This window comes from Hansschlegelia zhihuaiae, from assembly GCF_004103825.1.
Classification (GTDB): Bacteria; Pseudomonadota; Alphaproteobacteria; order Rhizobiales; family Methylopilaceae; genus Methylopila; species Methylopila zhihuaiae.
On record NZ_RYFI01000014.1, the window covers coordinates 1 to 18,239 of the forward strand.

Annotated in this window: 19 protein-coding genes and 1 tRNA gene; 12 read left to right on the plus strand and 8 right to left on the minus strand. The window is 68.7% G+C overall.

Going from position 1 to position 18,239, the window contains the following annotated elements; translation table 11 throughout:
- Nucleotides 1-146: 146 nt before the first annotated feature.
- From EK403_RS14320 to EK403_RS14335, 4 genes are all read right to left on the minus strand, one after another.
- Nucleotides 147-2,210: an ATP-dependent helicase gene (locus EK403_RS14320; protein ID WP_128778165.1), complete on the minus strand. Its 2,064-nt coding sequence runs from the start codon at nt 2,208-2,210 to the stop codon at nt 147-149.
- A gap of 134 nt (nt 2,211-2,344) precedes the next feature.
- Nucleotides 2,345-2,599, minus strand: coding sequence for a hypothetical protein (locus EK403_RS14325; RefSeq protein WP_128778166.1), 255 nt, complete (start codon nt 2,597-2,599; stop codon nt 2,345-2,347).
- A gap of 191 nt (nt 2,600-2,790) precedes the next feature.
- Nucleotides 2,791-2,882: transfer RNA gene (locus EK403_RS14330), tRNA-Ser, on the minus strand.
- A gap of 82 nt (nt 2,883-2,964) precedes the next feature.
- Complete coding sequence (locus EK403_RS14335) at nt 2,965-3,231, minus strand: SEL1-like repeat protein (RefSeq protein WP_245479708.1); 267 nt, start codon at nt 3,229-3,231, stop codon at nt 2,965-2,967.
- A 339-nt stretch (nt 3,232-3,570) separates the two neighbouring features.
- On the opposite strand from EK403_RS14335, the gene EK403_RS14340 reads away from it, so the two are divergent.
- Together EK403_RS14340 and EK403_RS14345 are read left to right on the plus strand one after the other, a co-directional pair.
- Complete coding sequence (locus EK403_RS14340; protein WP_164919611.1) at nt 3,571-3,885, plus strand: DUF2147 domain-containing protein; 315 nt, start codon at nt 3,571-3,573, stop codon at nt 3,883-3,885.
- Between the two features lie 155 nt (nt 3,886-4,040).
- A complete protein-coding gene (locus tag EK403_RS14345; RefSeq protein ID WP_128778168.1) occupies nt 4,041-4,364 on the plus strand; it encodes a hypothetical protein in 324 nt (107 codons plus the stop codon).
- A 148-nt stretch (nt 4,365-4,512) separates the two neighbouring features.
- Here EK403_RS14345 and EK403_RS14350 read toward each other — a convergent pair whose 3' ends face one another.
- The 3 genes from EK403_RS14350 to EK403_RS14360 form a co-directional block, all read right to left on the minus strand.
- The gene (locus tag EK403_RS14350) at nt 4,513-5,010 is read right to left on the minus strand and encodes a phage holin family protein (protein WP_128778169.1); all 498 of its coding nucleotides are present in this window, start codon (nt 5,008-5,010) and stop codon (nt 4,513-4,515) included.
- Entirely contained in the window at nt 5,010-5,315 is a 306-nt protein-coding gene (locus EK403_RS14355) for an ElaB/YgaM/YqjD family protein (protein ID WP_128778170.1), read from the minus strand. Before EK403_RS14355 ends, EK403_RS14350 begins: the two co-directional genes overlap by 1 nt.
- Nucleotides 5,316-5,414: 99 nt before the next feature.
- Nucleotides 5,415-6,128, minus strand: coding sequence for a glutathione S-transferase N-terminal domain-containing protein (locus tag EK403_RS14360; protein ID WP_128778171.1), 714 nt, complete (start codon nt 6,126-6,128; stop codon nt 5,415-5,417).
- 441 nt (nt 6,129-6,569) lie between these two features.
- On the opposite strand from EK403_RS14360, the gene EK403_RS14365 reads away from it, so the two are divergent.
- The 7 genes from EK403_RS14365 (at nt 6,570) to EK403_RS14395 (ending at nt 14,846) form a co-directional block, all read left to right on the plus strand.
- Nucleotides 6,570-7,487: a LysR family transcriptional regulator gene (locus EK403_RS14365; protein WP_128778172.1), complete on the plus strand. Its 918-nt coding sequence runs from the start codon at nt 6,570-6,572 to the stop codon at nt 7,485-7,487.
- A gap of 112 nt (nt 7,488-7,599) precedes the next feature.
- Entirely contained in the window at nt 7,600-8,106 is a 507-nt protein-coding gene (locus EK403_RS14370; RefSeq protein WP_128778173.1) for a formate dehydrogenase subunit gamma, read from the plus strand.
- Entirely contained in the window at nt 8,103-9,668 is a 1,566-nt protein-coding gene (locus EK403_RS14375; protein ID WP_128778174.1) for a formate dehydrogenase beta subunit, read from the plus strand. Before EK403_RS14370 ends, EK403_RS14375 begins: the two co-directional genes overlap by 4 nt.
- Nucleotides 9,669-9,678: 10 nt before the next feature.
- Nucleotides 9,679-12,519 carry a formate dehydrogenase subunit alpha gene (gene fdhF, locus EK403_RS14380; RefSeq protein ID WP_128778175.1) on the plus strand — a complete coding sequence of 947 codons (2,841 nt, stop codon included), beginning with the start codon at nt 9,679-9,681 and terminating at the stop codon, nt 12,517-12,519.
- 232 nt (nt 12,520-12,751) lie between these two features.
- Nucleotides 12,752-13,603, plus strand: a complete 852-nt coding sequence (fdhD, locus tag EK403_RS14385; RefSeq protein WP_128778303.1) for a formate dehydrogenase accessory sulfurtransferase FdhD — start codon at nt 12,752-12,754, stop codon at nt 13,601-13,603.
- The gene (locus tag EK403_RS23735; protein WP_128778176.1) at nt 13,600-14,031 is read left to right on the plus strand and encodes a formate dehydrogenase subunit delta; all 432 of its coding nucleotides are present in this window, start codon (nt 13,600-13,602) and stop codon (nt 14,029-14,031) included. Before fdhD ends, EK403_RS23735 begins: the two co-directional genes overlap by 4 nt.
- Nucleotides 14,032-14,123: 92 nt before the next feature.
- On the plus strand, nt 14,124-14,846 hold the full coding sequence (locus EK403_RS14395; protein ID WP_245479709.1) for a phosphatase PAP2 family protein: 723 nt from the start codon (nt 14,124-14,126) through the stop codon (nt 14,844-14,846).
- 156 nt (nt 14,847-15,002) lie between these two features.
- Here the strand turns inward: EK403_RS14395 and EK403_RS14400 are convergent, their stop codons facing one another.
- On the minus strand, nt 15,003-15,440 hold the full coding sequence (locus EK403_RS14400) for an acyl-CoA thioesterase (protein ID WP_206659551.1): 438 nt from the start codon (nt 15,438-15,440) through the stop codon (nt 15,003-15,005).
- A 135-nt stretch (nt 15,441-15,575) separates the two neighbouring features.
- Between EK403_RS14400 and EK403_RS14405 the strand changes: the two genes are divergently transcribed.
- The 3 genes from EK403_RS14405 (at nt 15,576) to EK403_RS14415 (ending at nt 18,231) form a co-directional block, all read left to right on the plus strand.
- Complete coding sequence (locus EK403_RS14405) at nt 15,576-16,520, plus strand: DMT family transporter (protein ID WP_128778178.1); 945 nt, start codon at nt 15,576-15,578, stop codon at nt 16,518-16,520.
- Nucleotides 16,521-16,714: 194 nt separating this feature from the next.
- The gene (thiD, locus tag EK403_RS14410; RefSeq protein ID WP_128778179.1) at nt 16,715-17,527 is read left to right on the plus strand and encodes a bifunctional hydroxymethylpyrimidine kinase/phosphomethylpyrimidine kinase; all 813 of its coding nucleotides are present in this window, start codon (nt 16,715-16,717) and stop codon (nt 17,525-17,527) included.
- Nucleotides 17,528-17,622: 95 nt separating this feature from the next.
- Entirely contained in the window at nt 17,623-18,231 is a 609-nt protein-coding gene (locus EK403_RS14415; RefSeq protein ID WP_128778180.1) for a helix-turn-helix domain-containing protein, read from the plus strand.
- Nucleotides 18,232-18,239: the final 8 nt, after the last annotated feature.

An 18,239-nucleotide genomic window follows, 5' to 3' on the forward strand; every position in this document is an offset into this window, starting at 1 on the left:
GCCGGCGTCCCCATCCCACCACAAGGGACAGACCACGCAACATGCAATCCATCCATCTTGGCCAAAGAGATGGTTCGCCGGGTCAAGCCCGGCGATGATGACCTGTCCTGGCTCGACCGCGCTCCGACGTCCGACAGCCGCCATCCTCACCGCCACATCGCCTTCATCCGCGCGCGGAGGTCTATGATCTGCGCCTCAGGCTTCCGGGCGCCGGCCTCGAACGCGGCGGCGGGCCAGCCCACGCTCTCGAACCGGTCGAGCATCGCGGTCGTGATGAAGCGCGTGCGCGCCGCATAGACGTGGCGGTCGCCGCGCGCAGACTGCTGATGCGTAAAGAAGCGCTGCGGCAGGACGATCGAGAGCTGGTCCTTGGCCCGCGTCATGGCGACGTAGAGCAGCCGCCGTTCCTCCTCGATCTCGTCCGACGAGCCGACGGCGAGGTCGGACGGCATGCAGCCGTCGACGCCGTTCAGCACGAAGACGGACTTCCACTCCTGTCCCTTGGCCGAATGGATCGTCGAGAGGATCAGATAGTCGTCGTCCTTGGTGGGCGGACCGGCCTCGTCGCTGGTCGCATCCGGCGGATCGAGCGTGAGCTCGGTCAGGAAGCGCTGGCGCGACGGGTAGGTCGAGGCGATCTGCTCGAGCTGGGCGAGATCCGCCTGCCGGACGGCGGCGTCCTCGTGGATGCGTTCGAGATGCGGATCATACCACCGCCGCGCCGCTGCGATCTCCGCGGGCCAGCCGGTCCCGGCGTCGGCGAGCTCGGACACGACCGAGACAAGAAGCGCCCAGTCCTCGGCGACGCGCGGCGCCGGCTTCACCTCGGCCAGCGCCCCGATCGGCGCGGGCGAGGCCGCCACGGCGTCGAGCGCGCGGGACGCGAAGGCCGGGCCGACGCCCGGCAGGAGCTGCAGCGTACGGAAGCCCGCCACCCGGTCGCGCGGGTTCTCGACGAAGCGCAGCAGCGACAGGATGTCCTTCACATGCGCCGCGTCGAGGAATTTGAGGCCGCCGAACTTCACGAACGGGATGTTGCGGCGGACGAGCTCGAGCTCGAGCGGCGCGCTGTGGTGCGAGGCGCGGAACAGCGCCGCCTGCTGCTTGAGAAGCTGGCCGGCCTCCCGGTTCTCGAGGATCGTGTCGGCCACATAGGACGCCTGGGCCGTCTCGTCGCGGACGCTGACCAGCAGGGGGCGCGCGCCGCCCGTCCGGTCGGTCCAGAGGTTCTTGGTGAAGCGCTTCCTGGCCTCGCCGATGACGGCGTTGGCGGCCGACAGGATCGGCTGGGTCGAGCGGTAGTTGCGGTCGAGCGTGACCACGCGGGCCGGCGGCGAGAAGTTTCCGGGGAAATCCAGGATGTTGCGGACCGTCGCGGCGCGGAATGAATAGATCGACTGCGCGTCGTCGCCGACGACCGTCAGTCCGCGCCCGTCGGGCTTCAGCGCGAGCAGGATCGAGGACTGGAGCCGGTTGGTGTCCTGGTACTCGTCGACCAGCACATGGTCGAAGCGCTCGCCGAGCGCCGCGGCCAGCGCCGGCTCCGCCGCCATCTGCGCCCAGTAGAGCAGCAGATCGTCGTAATCGAGCACGTTCTGGGCCTGCTTGGCCTCGACATAGGCCCCGAACAGCGCCGCGAGTTCCGCCTTCCACGCGGCGCACCAGGGGAAGCTCTCGCCGAGCGTCCGGTCGAGCTCCGCCCCCGCGTTCACGACGCGCGAATAGATCGACAGGCACGTGGTCTTAGCCGGAAAGCGCTTATGGGTCTTGGACAGGCCGAGCTCGTGGCGCACGAGGTTCATGAGGTCGGCCGCGTCCTCGCGGTCAAGGATCGTGAACTGCGGATCGAGCCCGATCGCGCCGGCATGGTCGCGGATCAGCCGCGCCCCGACGGCGTGGAACGTCCCGGCCCAGGGCAGCGACACGCCGCCCTCGCGGCTCCGGACGCCGAGCGCCTCGCCGACGATGCGGTCGACCCGACGGATCATCTCGACGCTCGCCCTGCGCGAGAAGGTCAGCAGCAGGATCCGCGAAGGGTCGGCGCCGCCCGCGATCAGATGCGCGACGCGATGCGCGAGCGTGGTTGTCTTGCCGGAGCCCGCGCCGGCGATGACCAGCATCGGACCGCCATCCGGCGCTCCCGCCGCGCCATGCTCGACGGCGAGCCGCTGCTCGGGGTTCAGCTTCTCGAGATAGGCGGCGGCTGGCACGAATCGACGTCCACGCTGAGGGGTGCGGACGTCATCATGGGCACGTTTTGTTCGCGAAGCGATAATGGCTGGCGACGAGGATTCATGCCGGAGCGGTCAGCCGGGCCGCCGCTTCGGCCTCGCCTCGCAGGCGATCACGCCGTCAGCGGCAGGTCGATGGTCTTCGACTCTGCAAGTTCCTCGGCCAGCGTCGGCTCGGGATTTTCGGCGCGGCACGCGGCCAGGCTCCTGATCAGCGTCTCCACGCCTTCGGCGTTCAGAAGCACCTGAGCCCGATGGGCGTCGTCCTGGATGATCTCCAGCCGCGTTTCGTGCTCATCCTCGGTGACGGTGCAGCGCAGTTTCGGTTCCATGGCGGCCTCTGGACGGACGAAGCGTTCGAAACACAACGCCGAACTTCGCCATCCAGATCCATCGAGGCTGCAGCTGACGCCGCGACTCGGCGCGTGGGAGCCTCGCCAACTCGCGCTCGCCCGCGGGGCAGGCGGGATCACTCGCACGGCATGGGTGACTGCCAGAATGCGGGCGGCCGACACCGCCGACGAACTGTAAAAAGCGGAAATCAACTTGAGACGAGGACTGGCGGAGACGGAGGGATTCGAACCCTCGAGACCCGTTTCCAGGTCTGCTCATTTAGCAAACGAGTGCCTTCAGCCTCTCGGCCACGTCTCCGTTGGCGAGAGCCGTACACGCGGCGCCCGGGACGGTCAACGGCTGCGGCGCGCGAGACGCCCGCCGGGCGTGCGGCGCCTCGTCAGTGCTCGACGAAGTGCTCACGCGCGGCGCGCTGGGCGTCGGCGATCTCCTCGCGGGTCATTTCGAGCGCGAGCTCGCGCCGCAGCCGCGCCGCTTCCGTCACGCCCTCGCGGGCCGCGAGGTTGAACCATTTGTGGGCCGAGACGCGATCGACCGGAACGGTCCGGCCGATCGCGTGCATCAGGCCGAGCTGAAGATAAACAGTGCCCGAGGCGACCGCGCCAAGCGCGCCGCACTCCATCGAAGACATGTCGTAACGAGCCATCTGCCTGATCCTGCCTGTTTTCGTCTTGTCGGGCTGCTTTTGGGCTCCCGTTTCTGATGACGATCATCGATCCTGCGTACTACTGCGCGATTAAGGAGCGAGATAAACGCAAATTGAATCAATTCGGAACGGCAGGTAAATTTAGAACCGCGTTCACCAATCAAGTTCAAGCGAACGCCAGATCGATCCGAAAACGTCAATCTTTCGGAGAGGATGAGCGTTGACCATCGATCAACCACGCCGAACGGCGGTTACGTAGCGATCCGGCCCAAATTCGGGCTTGCGGGGCCGGCGCGTCGGGTCCGACGCTCGCGGGACCGGCCTTCAGGGAGCCTCCCCATGCTCCGCGCCGCCATCCACAACGCCGATACGGGCAAGCGCGACCGGCCAATCGTCGGGATCTCGGCGCTGTCCAGCATGAAGCGGGACGGCGAGAGCTGGCGCGGGCAGATCTACAATCCCGAGGACGGCGAGACCTGCAAGGCCTACATGACCGAACAGGCCGCCGACGAACTCAAGGTGCAGGGCTGCGCGCTCGGGGCCTCGTGCGCAAGACGCAGGTCTGGAAGCGCGGCGGATGACAGAAGCGGGCCGCCAGTCTCGGCGCTATGTCGTCCACCGAACTTGGAACTTTGTTCCAGTCTCGCAAAATAATTTTTTCCTGCTCTCGGCGTCCGGCAGGCATTGATCTTTCGCTTGCGACGAACAGATGGACTTCGACCGCAATAACATTGCGCGTGATTTTTCGCGTCGGCGCGGAACATCTTTCCGCGTGAACGCGGGGCGCGCGCCTATTGAAAGGACAAACAATGCGTAAGCTTCTCAGCGCGACCCTCGCCGGGGCGCTCGCCCTCACCACATTCGCCCCGCTCGCCAGCGCCCAGACCGGCTACGACACCGGCTCGGGCAAGAGCTCGGGCTCGACCACCAACAGCGGCGCGGCGCGGCCGGACTCCACGACGGGCGCGCGCGCGGCCGGCGAGACCATGCCGGGGACCCGCGCGGCGCCGACGACCGGCTCGGAAGGTTCGGGCAGCGGCATGTCGCGGCCGGACGCCTCGTCGCCGAGCGTCTCCGGCGCGCCGGACGCGAACTCGCCCGCCAAATCGGCGCCGACCGACACAAAGAACTGATCGGCCAGCACTTTACGAAAAAGCGCCGCCGCGGGCCCCGCGGCGGCGTTTCGCGTCTTCAGGCGCGGCGATCCATCCTCTCAGTAAACGATGGGATGAACTCGCCGGATCACGTCCGGGCATGACGATTGGGCCTCTGGGCCTGCCTCTACAGTCGGCGGCCGAGCACGACCCCAGCGAGGGTCGCGATCAGCATCAGATTGACGGCGCGTTTGCGCCGAGCGCCGGGCCGCGGCGGGAGAGGCTCCCCGAGCCCCGACGCGAGATCGGCCGCCGCCGGCCGGGCGGCGCGCGCCGCCCGCGCCGAACGCGCTTCCGAGAGCGCTGCGCCGGCCGCGCCGACCTCCGCCCGCACCCGGTTGAAGATCGGCGAGGGGGCCTTGGCGGGGGCCGGCTTCCAGGTCCCGATCCATCCGATCAAGCCGGCCAGGACCAGCAGTCCGCCGCCGACGATCGCCGCCGCGCCCGCGGCCCCAAAGCGCGGCTCGAGCCAGATCGCGAGCGCCGCGGCGAGCGCTCCGAGGCCGATCAGCCCGAGAACGCCCGCAACGGCGCAATAAACCGCCATGCGTTTCAGCCGGGCGATGCGCCGGCTGGCGTCGAATGTCGCGAAACCGAGGCCTGCCTGCAGCAGCAGGCGCCACATCAGCGCCGGCTCCGGCCGAGAGCGCCCACCACGTAGCCGATCCCGAGCGCGATCATCACCGCGGTCAGGGGGTTCTCGACGATGGCGTCGCTCAGATCGTCGGCGGCGCTGGCGACAGTCTCGCGCGCTGTGTCGACGCCCTCACGCGCGGCGTTTCTGGCGGTCGCGGCGCCGTCGGAGACCAGCGTCGACAGCGTGTCGGTGAGCCGGGCGACGTCGTCCCTCAGGTTCTGAAGATCGGATTCCAGCGAAGAGGCGCCGGGCGTTGCCGCGCCGGTGGCGCCGCCGGGAAGCGTGTCGGACATGATCGATCTCCTGCGGGTGTCGAAGGCTTGCGCCCGATGCTCGGAAGCGGCGCGGTTTCATGGATGGAACGTCCGCTTCGCCGCGGTTGTTCCTGCGGCTCAGGCGCGACGCGCGCGCTGGCCGAACAGCATCTGCTGCGCGGCCTTGTCGCTCGCGAGATCGAGCGCCGGGGCGTCGACCTTCACGGCGAGGCCTCGGGCGACGGCCGGGCGAGCGAGCATCGCCTCGAGCCAGCGCTTCACGTTCGGCGTGTCGTCGATCTGCTGGCCCTGCTTCTCCCAGCCCTTGGCCCAGCCGACAACCGCCATGTCGGCGATCGAATAGTCGCCGCAGATGAAGTCGCGGCCCTCGAGCCGAGCGTCGAGCACGCCGTACAGCCGGTTCGCCTCGTTGACGTAGCGGTCGATCGCGTAGGGGATCTTCTCGGGCGCGTAGTTACGGAAGTGGTGCACCTGGCCGAGCATCGGGCCGAAGCCGCCCATCTGCCAGAACAGCCATTCCTCGACCTCGGTGCGGCGGCGCTCGTCGGCCGGATAGAACCTGCCGGTCTTGCGGCCGAGATAGGTGAGGATCGCGCCGGACTCGAACACCGAGATCGGCTGGCCGCCCGGACCGTCGGGGTCCACGATTGCCGGCATCTTGTTGTTGGGCGATATTCTCAGGAACTCGTCCTTGAACTGGTCGCCCGCGCCGATGTTCACCGGGATCACCCGGTAGGGCAGGCCGCACTCCTCCAGCATGATCGTGATCTTCCAACCGTTCGGCGTCGGCCAGTAATGAAGATCGATCGGCGGCGTTGCGGCTTCGGCCATTTACGGCTCCTCGGTGCTCGACGAAGCCGGAAGCTAAACGTTCCATCGTCGCAGACAAGGAGGCTGCGCGCCTTCAGCGCGGCGGCTCGGCGTGTCATTTGACGAGGATCAGGCCCGTGGGCTCGCCGGTCGGCGACCCGGCCCGCCGGCTCCAGCGTGATCTCGGAGAACTGGCGTGGCTTCGGCGCAGACAGGGTGCCGCGTCGAGCCGTGGGGTCGGTCGCTCTTGAGACCGGCGCCACCAAGGGGGCCGGAGCGATAGGGCGTGGCGGACGCGACCGACATGGCCTGGGGCGCGTTCAACTAAGTCGTGGGCTTCGGGCGCCGCCCCCAATTCGCGTCCCAGGCCGCGACGTCAGGGATGGTTCGAAGAGCGTCGATTTGGGCTATGGAGCGCCCACGACGTAAGATTGAGACAGCGCTTCGCCCGACGGGACCAACATGCTCGACAAACTCGATTTTCTTCTCGCTCTGGCGAAGGAGCGTCATTTTGGCCGCGCGGCCGAGGAATGCGGGGTGACGCAGCCGACGCTGTCGGCCGGCGTCAAACAGCTGGAAGACATGCTGGGCGTGCGCCTCGTCGAGCGCGGCTCGCGCTTCCACGGCTTCACGCCGGAGGGCGAGCGGACGCTCGAATGGGCGCGCCGCATCGTCGGCGACGCCCGCGCCATGCGCCAGGACATCGACGCGCTGAAGCGCGGCGTCGTCGGGCATCTGAGAATCGCCGTCATCCCGACGGCGCTGCCGATGGCGCCGCAACTCACCACGCCCTACCGCGCCCGCCATCCCGACGTGCGCTTCACGATCCTCTCCTCGACCTCGCTCAATATCGGCATCGCGCTCGACAATCTCGAGATCGACGCCGGCATCACCTATCTGGACAACGAGCCGCTCGGACGGGTCTCCGCGGTCCCGATCTGGCGGGAGGGATACCGGCTGCTGACCGCAGCCGACGGCGCGCTCGGCGACCGCGACCGGGTGACCTGGCGCGAGGTCGGCCGGGTGCCGCTCTGCCTGCTGACGCCCGACATGCAAAACCGGCGGATCGTGGAGAACCTGTTGCGGGAGGCCGGATCGGCCCCGGCCCCGACGCTCGAATCCAATTCGACGGTCGCGCTGTTCGCCCATGTGCGGACCGGCGCCTGGGCGAGCGTGATGCCCCAGAGCTTCGGCGAGACCATGGGCCTGCCCGCCAACGTGCGGTCGATACCGATCGTCGAGCCCGAGGTGGTGCACACGGTCGGGCTGGTCGTGCCGCATCGCGATCCGATGACGCCGGCCACTAAGGCGCTGGTTTCAGAGGCGAAATCGCTCGCAGCCCGGATCGAGGCGACGCGCGCGGCAAAAAGCCTCGTTTGATCGAATTTTCCTATCGCGCAACGGCATGCCAGCATTGATATCCCTATAAGGAAAGCTCACTCTTCCAGATAAGAAAAACTACAAACCACATGCTCTGGAGGAGCGCGACGCCATGACGACCGGCTATGCCGCGACCAGCGCCGCGCGCGGACGTTACGAAGCCTGGACGCCTGCGCGTGGCACGGAGATCATCGCCGACCATCTCGCTATGGAAGGCGCGACGCTGCCGATTCTGCACGCGATGCAGGAGACGTTCGGCTATGTGCCGCAGGACGCCGTGCCGCTGATCGCGGACGCGCTCAACCTGTCGCGCGCCGAAGTCCACGGCACGATGACGTTCTATCACGACTTCCGCCACGAGCCGGCCGGCAAGCACGTCGTCAAGGTGTGTGTCGCAGAGGCCTGCCAGGCGGCCGGCGGACATGTGACCTCCGCTCAGGTCTCCAAGGCGCTCGACTGCGCGTTCGGCGAGACCCGGCCGGACGGCCAGGTGACGCTCGAGCCCATCTATTGCCTCGGCCTGTGCTCCTGCTCGCCCTCGGCGATGGTCAATGGCCGCCTGATCGGCCGCCTCGATGACGAGGCGATCGAGGAGATCGCCGCGGAGTGCCGTTCATGAGCGCGCACAAGATCTATGTTCCCGGCGACGCCGCCGCAGTCGCGCTCGGCGCCGACAAAGTGGCGCAGGCTTTCGCCGACGCCTTCAAGGCGAAAGGCCTCGACGTCCAGATCGTCCGCAACGGCTCGCGCGGCATGCACTGGCTCGAGCCGCTGGTCGAGGTGGTGACGCCGTTCGGTCGCCGGGTGGGCTACGGGCCCGTCAATCCGAAGGACGTCGGGCCTTTGCTCGAGGCAGGCCTGCTCGAGGGCCAGAGCGCTTCGCTCTATCTCGGGAACGTCGAGAAGATTCCTTTCTTCGCGAAGCAGCAGCGCTTCACCTTCGCGCGCTGCGGGATCGTCGATCCGCTCTCGCTCGACGACTACAAGGCGCATGACGGCTACAAGGGCCTCGCCCGCGCGATCGAGCTCGGCGGGCCGGCGACCGTCGAGGAGGTGTTCGACTCCGGCCTGCGCGGCCGCGGCGGCGCGGGCTTCCCGACCGGCATCAAGTGGCGCACCGTCGCCCAGACCCCACCGCAGCAGAAATACATCGTCTGCAACGCCGACGAGGGCGACAGCGGCACCTTCGCCGACCGGATGATCATGGAGGGCGATCCCTTCACGCTCATCGAGGGCATGACGATCGCGGGCCTCGCGGTCGGCGCCACCAAGGGCTACGTCTACTGCCGCTCCGAATATCCCCACGCCATCGCGGCGATGAACGGGGCGATCAAGATTGCGCGCAAGGCCGGCTATCTCGGCCAGCGGATCGCCGGCTCGGACTACGACTTCGACATGGAGGTCAGGGTCGGGGCCGGGGCCTATGTGTGCGGCGAGGAGACCTCGCTGCTCGAGAGCCTCGAGGGGCGGCGCGGCCTGGTCCGCGCGAAGCCGCCGCTGCCGGCCCATAAGGGCCTGTTCGGCCGCCCGACGGTCATCAACAACGTCGTGTCGCTCTGCTCCGTGCCCTTCATCCTCGCGAACGGCGCCAAGACCTACTCCGACGTCGGCTTCGGCCGCTCGCGCGGCACCATGCCGATCCAGCTCGCCGGCAACGTCAAATATGGCGGCCTGTTCGAGTGCGCCTTCGGCATCACGCTCGGCGAGCTGGTCGAGGAGGTCGGCGGCGGCACGTTCACGGGCCGCCCGGTGCGCGCCGTGCAGGTCGGCGGACCGCTGGGGGCCTATTTCCCGACGTCGCTGTTCGACACCGAATTCGACTACGAGGCCTTCGCCAAGAAGGACGGCCTGATCGGCCATGGCGGCATCGTCATCTTCGACGACACCGTCGACATGGCCCGCCAGGCCCGCTTCGCGATGGAGTTCTGCGGCGTCGAGAGCTGCGGCAAATGCACGCCGTGCCGGATCGGCGCGGTGCGCGGCGTCGAGACGCTCGACAAGGTGATCGCGGGCCAGGACCGCGAACGGAACCTTCAGGTCGTCGAAGACCTTTGCCATACGATGAAGCTCGGCTCGCTCTGCGCTCTGGGCGGCTTCACGCCATATCCCGTGATGAGCGCGATCACCCATTTCCCCGAAGACTTCGGACGCGGCGCGCCGCTGTCCGTCGCGGCGGAGTGAGGAGGAACCCATGGCCCTCATCCAGGAAACCGATTTCGGCACCCCGGTCTCGAAGCTCGAGAAGCGGGTGACGCTCACCATCGACGGCCAGAAGGTCTCGGTGCCCGAGGGCACCTCGATCATGCGCGCCGCGATGGAGCTCAACAACGAGATCCCGAAGCTCTGCGCGACCGACTCGGTCGAGGCGTTCGGCTCCTGCCGGCTCTGCCTCGTCGAGATCGAGGGCCGCAACGGCACCCCGGCCTCCTGCACCACGCCGGTCGCCGAGGGCATCGTGGTCAAGACCCAGACCCCGCGGCTGAAGCAGCTCCGCAAGGGGGTGATGGAGCTCTATATCTCCGACCACCCGCTCGACTGCCTGACCTGCTCGGCGAACGGCGACTGCGAGCTGCAGGACATGGCCGGCGTCGTGGGCCTGCGAGAGGTCCGCTACGGCTATGAGGGCGAGAACCACATCGTCTCCAAGAAGGACGAATCGAACCCTTACTTCACCTACGACCCGTCGAAGTGCATCGTGTGCTCGCGCTGCGTCCGGGCCTGCGAGGAGGTGCAGGGCACCTTCGCGCTGACGATCTCGGGCCGCGGCTTCGACAGCCGCGTGTCGGCCGGCATGAACGAGCCCTTCATCACCTCCGAATGCGTGTCCTGCGGCGCCTGCGTGCAGGCGTGTCCGACCGCGACGCTGCAGGAGAAGTCGGTCGCCGAAATCGGCACGCCCGAGCATTCGGTGGTCACCACCTGCGCCTATTGCGGCGTCGGCTGCTCGTTCAAGGCCGAGATGCGCGGCGACGAGCTCGTCCGCATGGTGCCGTACAAGGACGGCAAGGCGAACCGCGGCCACAGCTGCGTCAAGGGCCGCTTCGCCTATGGCTACGCCACCCACAGGGACCGCATCCTGAAGCCGATGATCCGCGCCAAGATCACCGATCCGTGGCGCGAGGTCTCCTGGGAGGAGGCGATCGAGCACACGGCGTCCGAGTTCAAGCGCATCCAGGGCCAGTACGGCCGCTCCTCGATCGGCGGCATCACCTCGTCGCGCTGCACCAACGAGGAGACCTATCTGGTCCAGAAGCTGGTGCGCGCCGGCTTCGGCAACAACAATGTCGACACCTGCGCCCGCGTCTGCCACTCGCCGACCGGCTACGGCCTCAAGACCACCTTCGGCACCTCGGCCGGCACGCAGGATTTCGACTCGGTCGAGCAGACCGACGTGATCTTCGTCATCGGCGCCAACCCGACCGACGGCCATCCGGTGTTCGCGAGCCGCATGAAGCGGCGGCTCCGCGCCGGCGCGAAGCTCATCGTCGCCGACCCGCGCCGCATCGACATGGTGAAGTCGGCCCATATCCGCGCCGACTACCATTTGCCGCTGAAGCCCGGCACCAATGTTGCGCTGGTCACCGCGCTCGCCCATGTCGTCGTGACCGAGGGCCTGGTGAACGAGGACTATGTCCGCGAGCGCGCCGACCTCGACACATTCAACGATTGGGCCGCCTTCGTGGCCGAGGAGCGGCATTCGCCCGAGGCGACCGAACTCGTCACCGGCGTGCCCGCGAACCTGGTGCGCGACGCGGCCCGGCTCTACGCCACGGGCGGCAACGCGGCGATCTATTACGGCCTCGGCGTCACCGAGCATTCTCAGGGCTCGACCGCCGTGATGGCGATCGCCAACCTCGCCATGGCGACCGGCAATGTCGGCCGTGAGGGCGTCGGCGTGAACCCACTGCGCGGCCAGAACAACGTGCAGGGCTCGTGCGACATGGGCTCGTTCCCGCACGAATATCCGGGCTACCGCCACGTCTCCGAGGACTCGACCCGCGAGCTCTACGAGAAGCTCTGGGGCGTCCCCCTCGATCCGGAGCCGGGCCTGCGCATCCCCAACATGTTGGACGCGGCCGTCGACGGCACCTTCAAGGGCCTCTACGTGCAGGGCGAGGACATCGCGCAGTCTGACCCCGACGCCAAGCACGTCATCGGCGGCCTGAAGGCGATGGAGTGCGTCGTCGTCCAGGATCTGTTCCTGAACGAGACCGCGAACTACGCCCATGTCTTCCTGCCGGGATGCTCCTTCCTCGAGAAGGACGGCACCTTCACCAACGCCGAGCGCCGCATCCAGCTGGTGCGCAAGGTGATGGCGCCGAAGAACGGCTACGCCGACTGGGAGATCACGCTGCTGATCGCCAAGGCGATGGGCTACGAGATGGACTACAGCCACCCGTCCGAGATCATGGACGAGGTCGCGGCCTCGACGCCGAGCTTCGCGGGCGTGTCCTTCGAGCGGCTCGACGAACTTGGCTCGATCCAGTGGCCGTGCAACGAGAAGGCCCCGGAAGGCACGCCGACGATGCATATCGGCCAGTTCGTCCGCGGCAAGGGCAATTTCGTCCTCACCGAATATGTCGGCACCGACGAGAAGGTCGGGCCGCGCTTCCCGCTGCTGCTCACCACCGGCCGCATCCTCAGCCAGTACAATGTCGGCGCGCAGACCCGCCGCACCGAGAACTCGCGCTGGCACGAGGAGGACCGGCTGGAGATCCACCCGGTCGACGCCGAGGACCGCGGCGTGCGCGACGGCGACTGGGTGATGCTGAGGAGCCGCGCCGGCGAGACCTCGCTCCGCGCGCTGATCACCGACCGCGTGGCGCCGGGCGTCGTCTACACGACGTTCCACCACCCGAACACGCAGGCCAACGTCATCACCACGGACTTCTCCGACTGGGCGACCAACTGCCCGGAATACAAGGTGACGGCGGTGCAGGTGTCGCCGTCGAACGGCCCGAGCGCCTGGCAGGAGGAGTACGAGGAGCACTCGCAGCTCAGCCGCCGCATCCTCGCGCAGGCCGCGGAGTAAGGATCGAGGCTCGGCATCCCGGACGGCGCGCGAGCGCCGATCCTGGATCGCTCTTTGAATTGCAGCTGGAACCGCCGCGGTTATGTCCCGGCCTTGAGCCGGGACCCATTGGGCGCATGGTGTGACAAACTCGCTGAGACGTCGCCGAGAGAATGGCGACGTCGCGGCGAATGGGTCCCGGCTCAAGGCCGGGACACTAGGGTGGCGTGTCTCCGTACCCCATATGACCAAGATGACCACCCTCCCGTCTCCTGTCGCCCGTCTGTCCCGCGCCGTCTGGCGCGACGGCGCGCTGCGCGAGACGGCCGAGCGCGCCACTCCCGAAGAAACGCCGGTCGCGCTGACCTATGACGGCGCGACCCAGGCCGTGATGATGGCGAGCCCGACCGACGTCGAGGACTTCGCCTATGGCTTCAGCCTGACCGAGGGCGTCGTCCGGGACGTCGCCGAGATCGAGAGCCTCGAGATCATCGACCAGGGCATCGGCATCGAGGCGCGCATGTGGCTCGCCAAGGACCCGTCGCGTTCGCTCAGCCAGCGCCGGCGCAGCCTCGCGGGGCCGACAGGCTGCGGGTTGTGCGGCATCGAGAGCCTGGAGCAGGCGGTGAAGCCCGCCCGGCTCGTCGGCGCGACCGCGGTCTTCACCGCCGCCGACATCCACGCCGGCCTTGACGCCCTGTCGCGCGCGCAGTCGCTGAACTTCGAGACCCGCGCGGTCCATGGCGCCGGTTTCTTCCGGCCGGGGCAGGGGCTCGTCGCCGTCCGCGAGGACGTCGGACGCCACAACGCGCTCGACAAGCTCGCCGGTCATCTCGCGCGGACGAAGGAAGACGCGTCGACCGGCTTCGTCGTGCTGACCAGCCGCGTCTCGGTCGAGATGATCCAGAAGGCCGCCGTGATCGGGACGGGGCTGGTGGTCGCGGTCTCCGCGCCGACCGCGCTCGGCGTGCGGCTTGCGGAGGCGGCCGGGATCACGCTCGCGGCGATCGCGCGCGGCGACGGCTTCGAGGTCTTCACCCATCCACAGCGGATCGCCGGCGCGGCCGGAGCCGCGACGCGCCAAGCAGGAGCTTCAGCACCATGAGCCAGCAACCCGGCGCCGCCGGCATGGCCGAGGCCGCAGGCGAGAGCCACCACAAGACGACGCTCGACCGGCTGGTCTATATGGCGAACCAGATCGGCTGGTTCTTCAACAGCCAGCCCGAGATGAAGCGCATTCCGGGCATTCTGGACCACATCCAGCACTTCTGGGATCCGCGGATGCGCAAGGAGATCTTCGCGCATATCGACAAGACGGGCGGCGAGGGGCTCGAGCCGAACCCGCTCGAGGCGCTGATCCAGCTCAAGCTCGCCGCGGAAGGCAAGAAGCCGACCAAGGGCGAGGCCGAGAGGGTCGAGACCGGCCAGGATCGCACCGGCGCCGCGGCGGCCGCCGACCAGCAGGGCGCGCAGGCGTCGCCCGCGAGCGCGGCGACCCGGGCGAGCGAGGACGAGGCCGTCAAGGGGCCGTGACGCCCCGTTGATCGGGACCGGGTCGAGGTTGCTGACGCGAGCGCCCGCGTTATCTCAGCCTCGCCCTTCGATCGCCGGGTGATCGACCTCTCGTGACCGACAAGCGCCTGTTCTCGATCTCGCGATGGACGCCGTCCTGGCGGCTGCCCGAATTCGTCCCGCTGGTCGGCTTCCTGACCTGCGCGGCGCTGGCGTTCGGCTTCGTGCGCATCGCCGACGAGATGATCGAGGGCGACACCCGCGTGTTCGACGAGCGGGTGCTGCTCGCGCTTCGCGATCCGGCCGACCTCAAACGGCCGATCGGCCCGGCCTGGCTCGAAAGCGCGATGGTGGACCTGACGGCGCTCGGCGGGGTGCCGGCGCTGACGCTGATCACCGGGCTCGTCCTGCTCTATCTCATCGTGTCTCGGCGCTTCGGCAACGCCGTGCTGGTCGCGTGCTCCATCCTTGGGGGCGCCGTTCTGACCAAGCTCCTGAAAATGGGCTTCGCCAGGCCGCGGCCCGATCTCGTGGATCATCTGGTCAACGTGCAGTCGCTGAGTTTCCCGAGCGGCCATGCCATGGCCTCGGCCGTCGTTTATCTGACCCTCGGCGCCCTGGTCGCCCGCGTCGAGCGGCGGCGCGCCGTGCGCGGCTACATCTTTGCGGTGGCGGGGTTTCTGACGCTGCTGATCGGCGCGAGCCGGGTCTATCTCGGCGTGCACTATCCGACCGACGTGCTGGCCGGCTGGACGATCGGCGCGGCCTGGGCGCTCGCCTGCTGGCTCGTCGCCCGCTGGCTCCGGCCGCGCGACAACGAGACGGAGGAAGGCTGAGGGCTCTCCTGGGGCCTCGTCATCCCGGCCCGGCATGTGCGTGCTTCGAGACGCACGCCTCCGGCGTGCTCCTCAGCATGAGGAAGGTCTGTGAAGCCAAACGGTCCTCATGCTGAGGAGCGCTCCGCCAGGATCGCGTCCCGAAGCACGCAGTCGCTATCCGTCCCTCAGCCGGATCGCCTCGAACGCCTCGCGCCACTCCTGCGGCCACTCGCAGGACCGGCGCGTTTCGCGGTCGACGCAGACATGCACGAAGCGCCCCTGCGCCCGCGGTTCGTCCTCGCCCGTCCCGAACAGGCCGATCCGCCAGGTGACGCTCCGCCTTCCGATCTCGGCGACCGCGAGCGCGCTCTCCACGTCCTCCGGAAACGAGAAATCGCGGAAATAGGCGCAGTCGTTCGCGACCACGAAGATCATCGGCCCGGCGTCGCTCTGGAGCAGGCCGCGGGAGATCAGATAGGCGGTGATCGTGGTGTCGAAGAAGGAGTAGTAGAGCGCGTTGTTGAGGTGCCCGTAGGCGTCGTTGTCGGCCCAGCGTGTGGTGAGGCGGCGTTCGAACCCGTAAGCTGCGCGGGGCAGGGGAGCTGGTCTCAACTGTCGGCCTTTCTGTGAAGCCTTCGTCTTCGCGCAATCCGGCATTGCGTCCCGATCCCTACCCGAATTCGCGCGTCATGCTAGACAGCGCGCGGCGCGGCCGCCTCCCGCCCGCGCGCGCTCCCTCACGTCGCGATGACCCTCGGCATTCTCTTCAAGCTCGCCTCCGCCTTCCTGTTCACGGTGATGGCGGCGCTGATCCGCGAGATCGGCCTCTCCGTCCCGGTCGGCGAAGTCGTGTTCGCGCGCTCCTTCTTCGCGCTCGTCCCGATCATGATCTGGCTCGTCTGGCGCGGCGTCGCGCGCCGGGCGCTCGCGACCGACCGGCATTTCGGGCACATGGCGCGCGGCATGATCGGCGTGTCGTCGATGTTCCTGATGTTCGCCGCGCTCGCCCGGCTGCCGCTGCCGGACGCGACCGCGCTCGGCTACGCCTCGCCGCTGTTCGTCGTGATCTTCGCCGCGGTGCTGCTGAAGGAGAGCATCCATGCGACGCGCTGGAGCGCGGTCGCGGTCGGCCTGTGCGGGGTCGTGGTCATGCTCTGGCCGCAGCTCTCGACCGGCGCGCTCGCGGACGCGATCCAGCACGGGCCCCAGGCCGACGAGACCGCGGCGGGCGTCGTCTTCGCGATCGGCGCGACGGTGCTGACGGCCGCCGCCATGATCCAGATCCGCCGCCTGACGGAGACCGAGGGCACCGGCACGATCGTGTTCTATTTCTCGGTCTGGTCGGCGGCCGCGGGCCTCGCGAGCGCGCCGATCCTCGGCTGGGTTCGGCCGGACGCCTGGACCGCGTTCCTGCTCGTCTCGGTCGGCTGCGTGGGCGGCGTCGCACAGATCCTGCTGACCGAGAGTTACCGCCGCGCCGACGCCTCGCTGATCGCGCCCTTCGAATATTCGACGATCCTCTGGGCGCTCGGGATCGGCTTCGTGGCGTTCGGCGACCTGCCCTCGACCTGGACGCTGATCGGGGGCGGCGTGGTGGTGGCGTCGGGCGTCGCGGTCGCACTCCGCGAGCGCCAGCTCGGCATCAAGCGCGCCCGCGTCCGCAAGGCGAGCCCCCCGCCGCCCGCGGCGTGAGGAGAGGGGCGCTTCAGGCGACCATCCGCGCGGGCCGTCTTCCACCTCTCCCCATTGGGGAGAGGTCGGCCCGCAGGGCCGGGTGAAGGGTCTCGTCCTCTCCGGATAGCGCCGTTTCCCCTCACCCGCCGTCGCTGACGTCGGCGCTCTACGTTTCGCTTGGCCATGGACCAGACGCTCGGTAAACGACGCTCATGCCGACCCCCATCGCCCTCACCATCGCTGGCTCCGACTCCTCCGGCGGCGCCGGGATCCAGGCCGACCTGAAGACCTTTTCGGCGCTTGGCGTCTATGGAGCGTCGGCGATCGTCGCGCTGACGGCGCAGAACACCACGGGCGTGACCGCGATCCACGACGCGCCGCCGGACTTCATCACGGCGCAGATCGACGCGGTGATGGAGGACCTCGCGGTCGGCGCGGTGAAGATCGGCATGGTCTCGCGCGCGGAGTCGATCGCCGCCATCGCCGACGCCCTGATCCGCCACAAGGCGCCCAATGTCGTGGTCGACCCCGTGATGGTGGCGTCCTCCGGCGCGCGGCTGCTGTCCGAGGACGCCGTCGCGGCGCTGAAGGAGCGGCTGCTGCCGCTCGCCCTGGTGCTGACCCCGAACCTGCCCGAGGCGGCGGTTCTGCTGGGAGAGGAGACCGCGGGCGACGAGGCCGGGATGGAGGCGCAGGCGAGGGCGCTGAAGGCGCTCGGGCCGAAGGCCGTGCTGGTCAAGGGCGGGCATGCCGGCGGCCCGGAGAGCGTCGACATGCTGGTCGGGCCGGACGGCGCCGTCACGCGGCTCGCCTCCCCGCGCCACGACAGCCGCAACACGCACGGCACCGGCTGCACTCTGTCCTCGGCGATCGCGGCCGGCCTCGCTAAGGGCGCGCCGCTCGACCGGGCGATCGCGGAGGCCAAGGCTTACGTGGCGGAGGCGATAGCGGCGGCCGACCGGCTGGGCGTCGGTCACGGCCACGGTCCGGTTCATCACTTCCATCGCTGGTGGGACGCCGGCTGAAAGCGCCCCGCCGCGGGTTGCGCGGTGATCGGCCGGCGACTAGCGTCGTCCGCTCATCCGGACGCGCGTTCGGCTCGTCAAACGAAAGACGTCAAATGGCGGGACGATCCAGAACCGAACTCGACAACGGCGCGCTCATCGTCTCCGGCCAGCTCGGCAAGACCGTCCAGCGCCTCCGCAAGGCGTACAATCTGTCGCTTTCGGACCTCGCGGAGCAGTCCGGCGTCGCGAAGTCGATCATCAGCCAGATCGAGCGCAACGAGACCAACCCGACGCTCGCCACCATCTGGCGGCTCAGCCAGGCGCTCGACGTCTCGATCGAGCGGGTGTTGGCCTCGGCCGACGACGAGCCCTTCATCGAGAAGATCGGCCGCGCCGACACGCCGCTGCTGGTCTCGGACGACGGCCGCGTCAGGCTCGCGATCATCGGCTGGATCCGCACCGTCGAATGGATGCAGTGGTACGACCTGACGGCCGATCCCGGCGGAACGCTCGAATCCGACGCCCATCAGCGCGGCTCGGTCGAGTGTCTGTCGGTGCTGTCGGGCGAGGCCGAGGTCGAGATCGCGGGCGAGGTCGAGCGCATCGGGGCCGGCGAGACGCTGCGTTATCGCTGCGACCGGCCGCATGTGGTGCGGGCGGTCGGCCGCGAGCCGCTGCGCGCCGTCATGGTCTGCATCATGAAGGCGGCCGTGATGGAGTGACGGCGGGG

Bases quoted from the DNA above. Each gene is read 5' to 3' on its own strand.
- EK403_RS14335 (WP_245479708.1), bottom strand. From the start codon at position 3,231: ATGGCTCGTTACGACATGTCTTCGATGGAGTGCGGCGCGCTTGGCGCG.
- EK403_RS14340 (WP_164919611.1), top strand. From the start codon at position 3,571: ATGCTCCGCGCCGCCATCCACAACGCCGATACGGGCAAGCGCGACCGG.
- EK403_RS14345 (WP_128778168.1), top strand. From the start codon at position 4,041: ATGCGTAAGCTTCTCAGCGCGACCCTCGCCGGGGCGCTCGCCCTCACC.
- EK403_RS14350 (WP_128778169.1), bottom strand. From the start codon at position 5,010: ATGTGGCGCCTGCTGCTGCAGGCAGGCCTCGGTTTCGCGACATTCGAC.
- EK403_RS14355 (WP_128778170.1), bottom strand. From the start codon at position 5,315: ATGTCCGACACGCTTCCCGGCGGCGCCACCGGCGCGGCAACGCCCGGC.
- EK403_RS14360 (WP_128778171.1), bottom strand. From the start codon at position 6,128: ATGGCCGAAGCCGCAACGCCGCCGATCGATCTTCATTACTGGCCGACG.
- EK403_RS14365 (WP_128778172.1), top strand. From the start codon at position 6,570: ATGCTCGACAAACTCGATTTTCTTCTCGCTCTGGCGAAGGAGCGTCAT.
- EK403_RS14370 (WP_128778173.1), top strand. From the start codon at position 7,600: ATGACGACCGGCTATGCCGCGACCAGCGCCGCGCGCGGACGTTACGAA.
- EK403_RS14375 (WP_128778174.1), top strand. From the start codon at position 8,103: ATGAGCGCGCACAAGATCTATGTTCCCGGCGACGCCGCCGCAGTCGCG.
- fdhF (WP_128778175.1), top strand. From the start codon at position 9,679: ATGGCCCTCATCCAGGAAACCGATTTCGGCACCCCGGTCTCGAAGCTC.
- fdhD (WP_128778303.1), top strand. From the start codon at position 12,752: ATGACCACCCTCCCGTCTCCTGTCGCCCGTCTGTCCCGCGCCGTCTGG.
- EK403_RS23735 (WP_128778176.1), top strand. From the start codon at position 13,600: ATGAGCCAGCAACCCGGCGCCGCCGGCATGGCCGAGGCCGCAGGCGAG.
- EK403_RS14405 (WP_128778178.1), top strand. From the start codon at position 15,576: ATGACCCTCGGCATTCTCTTCAAGCTCGCCTCCGCCTTCCTGTTCACG.
- thiD (WP_128778179.1), top strand. From the start codon at position 16,715: ATGCCGACCCCCATCGCCCTCACCATCGCTGGCTCCGACTCCTCCGGC.
- EK403_RS14415 (WP_128778180.1), top strand. From the start codon at position 17,623: ATGGCGGGACGATCCAGAACCGAACTCGACAACGGCGCGCTCATCGTC.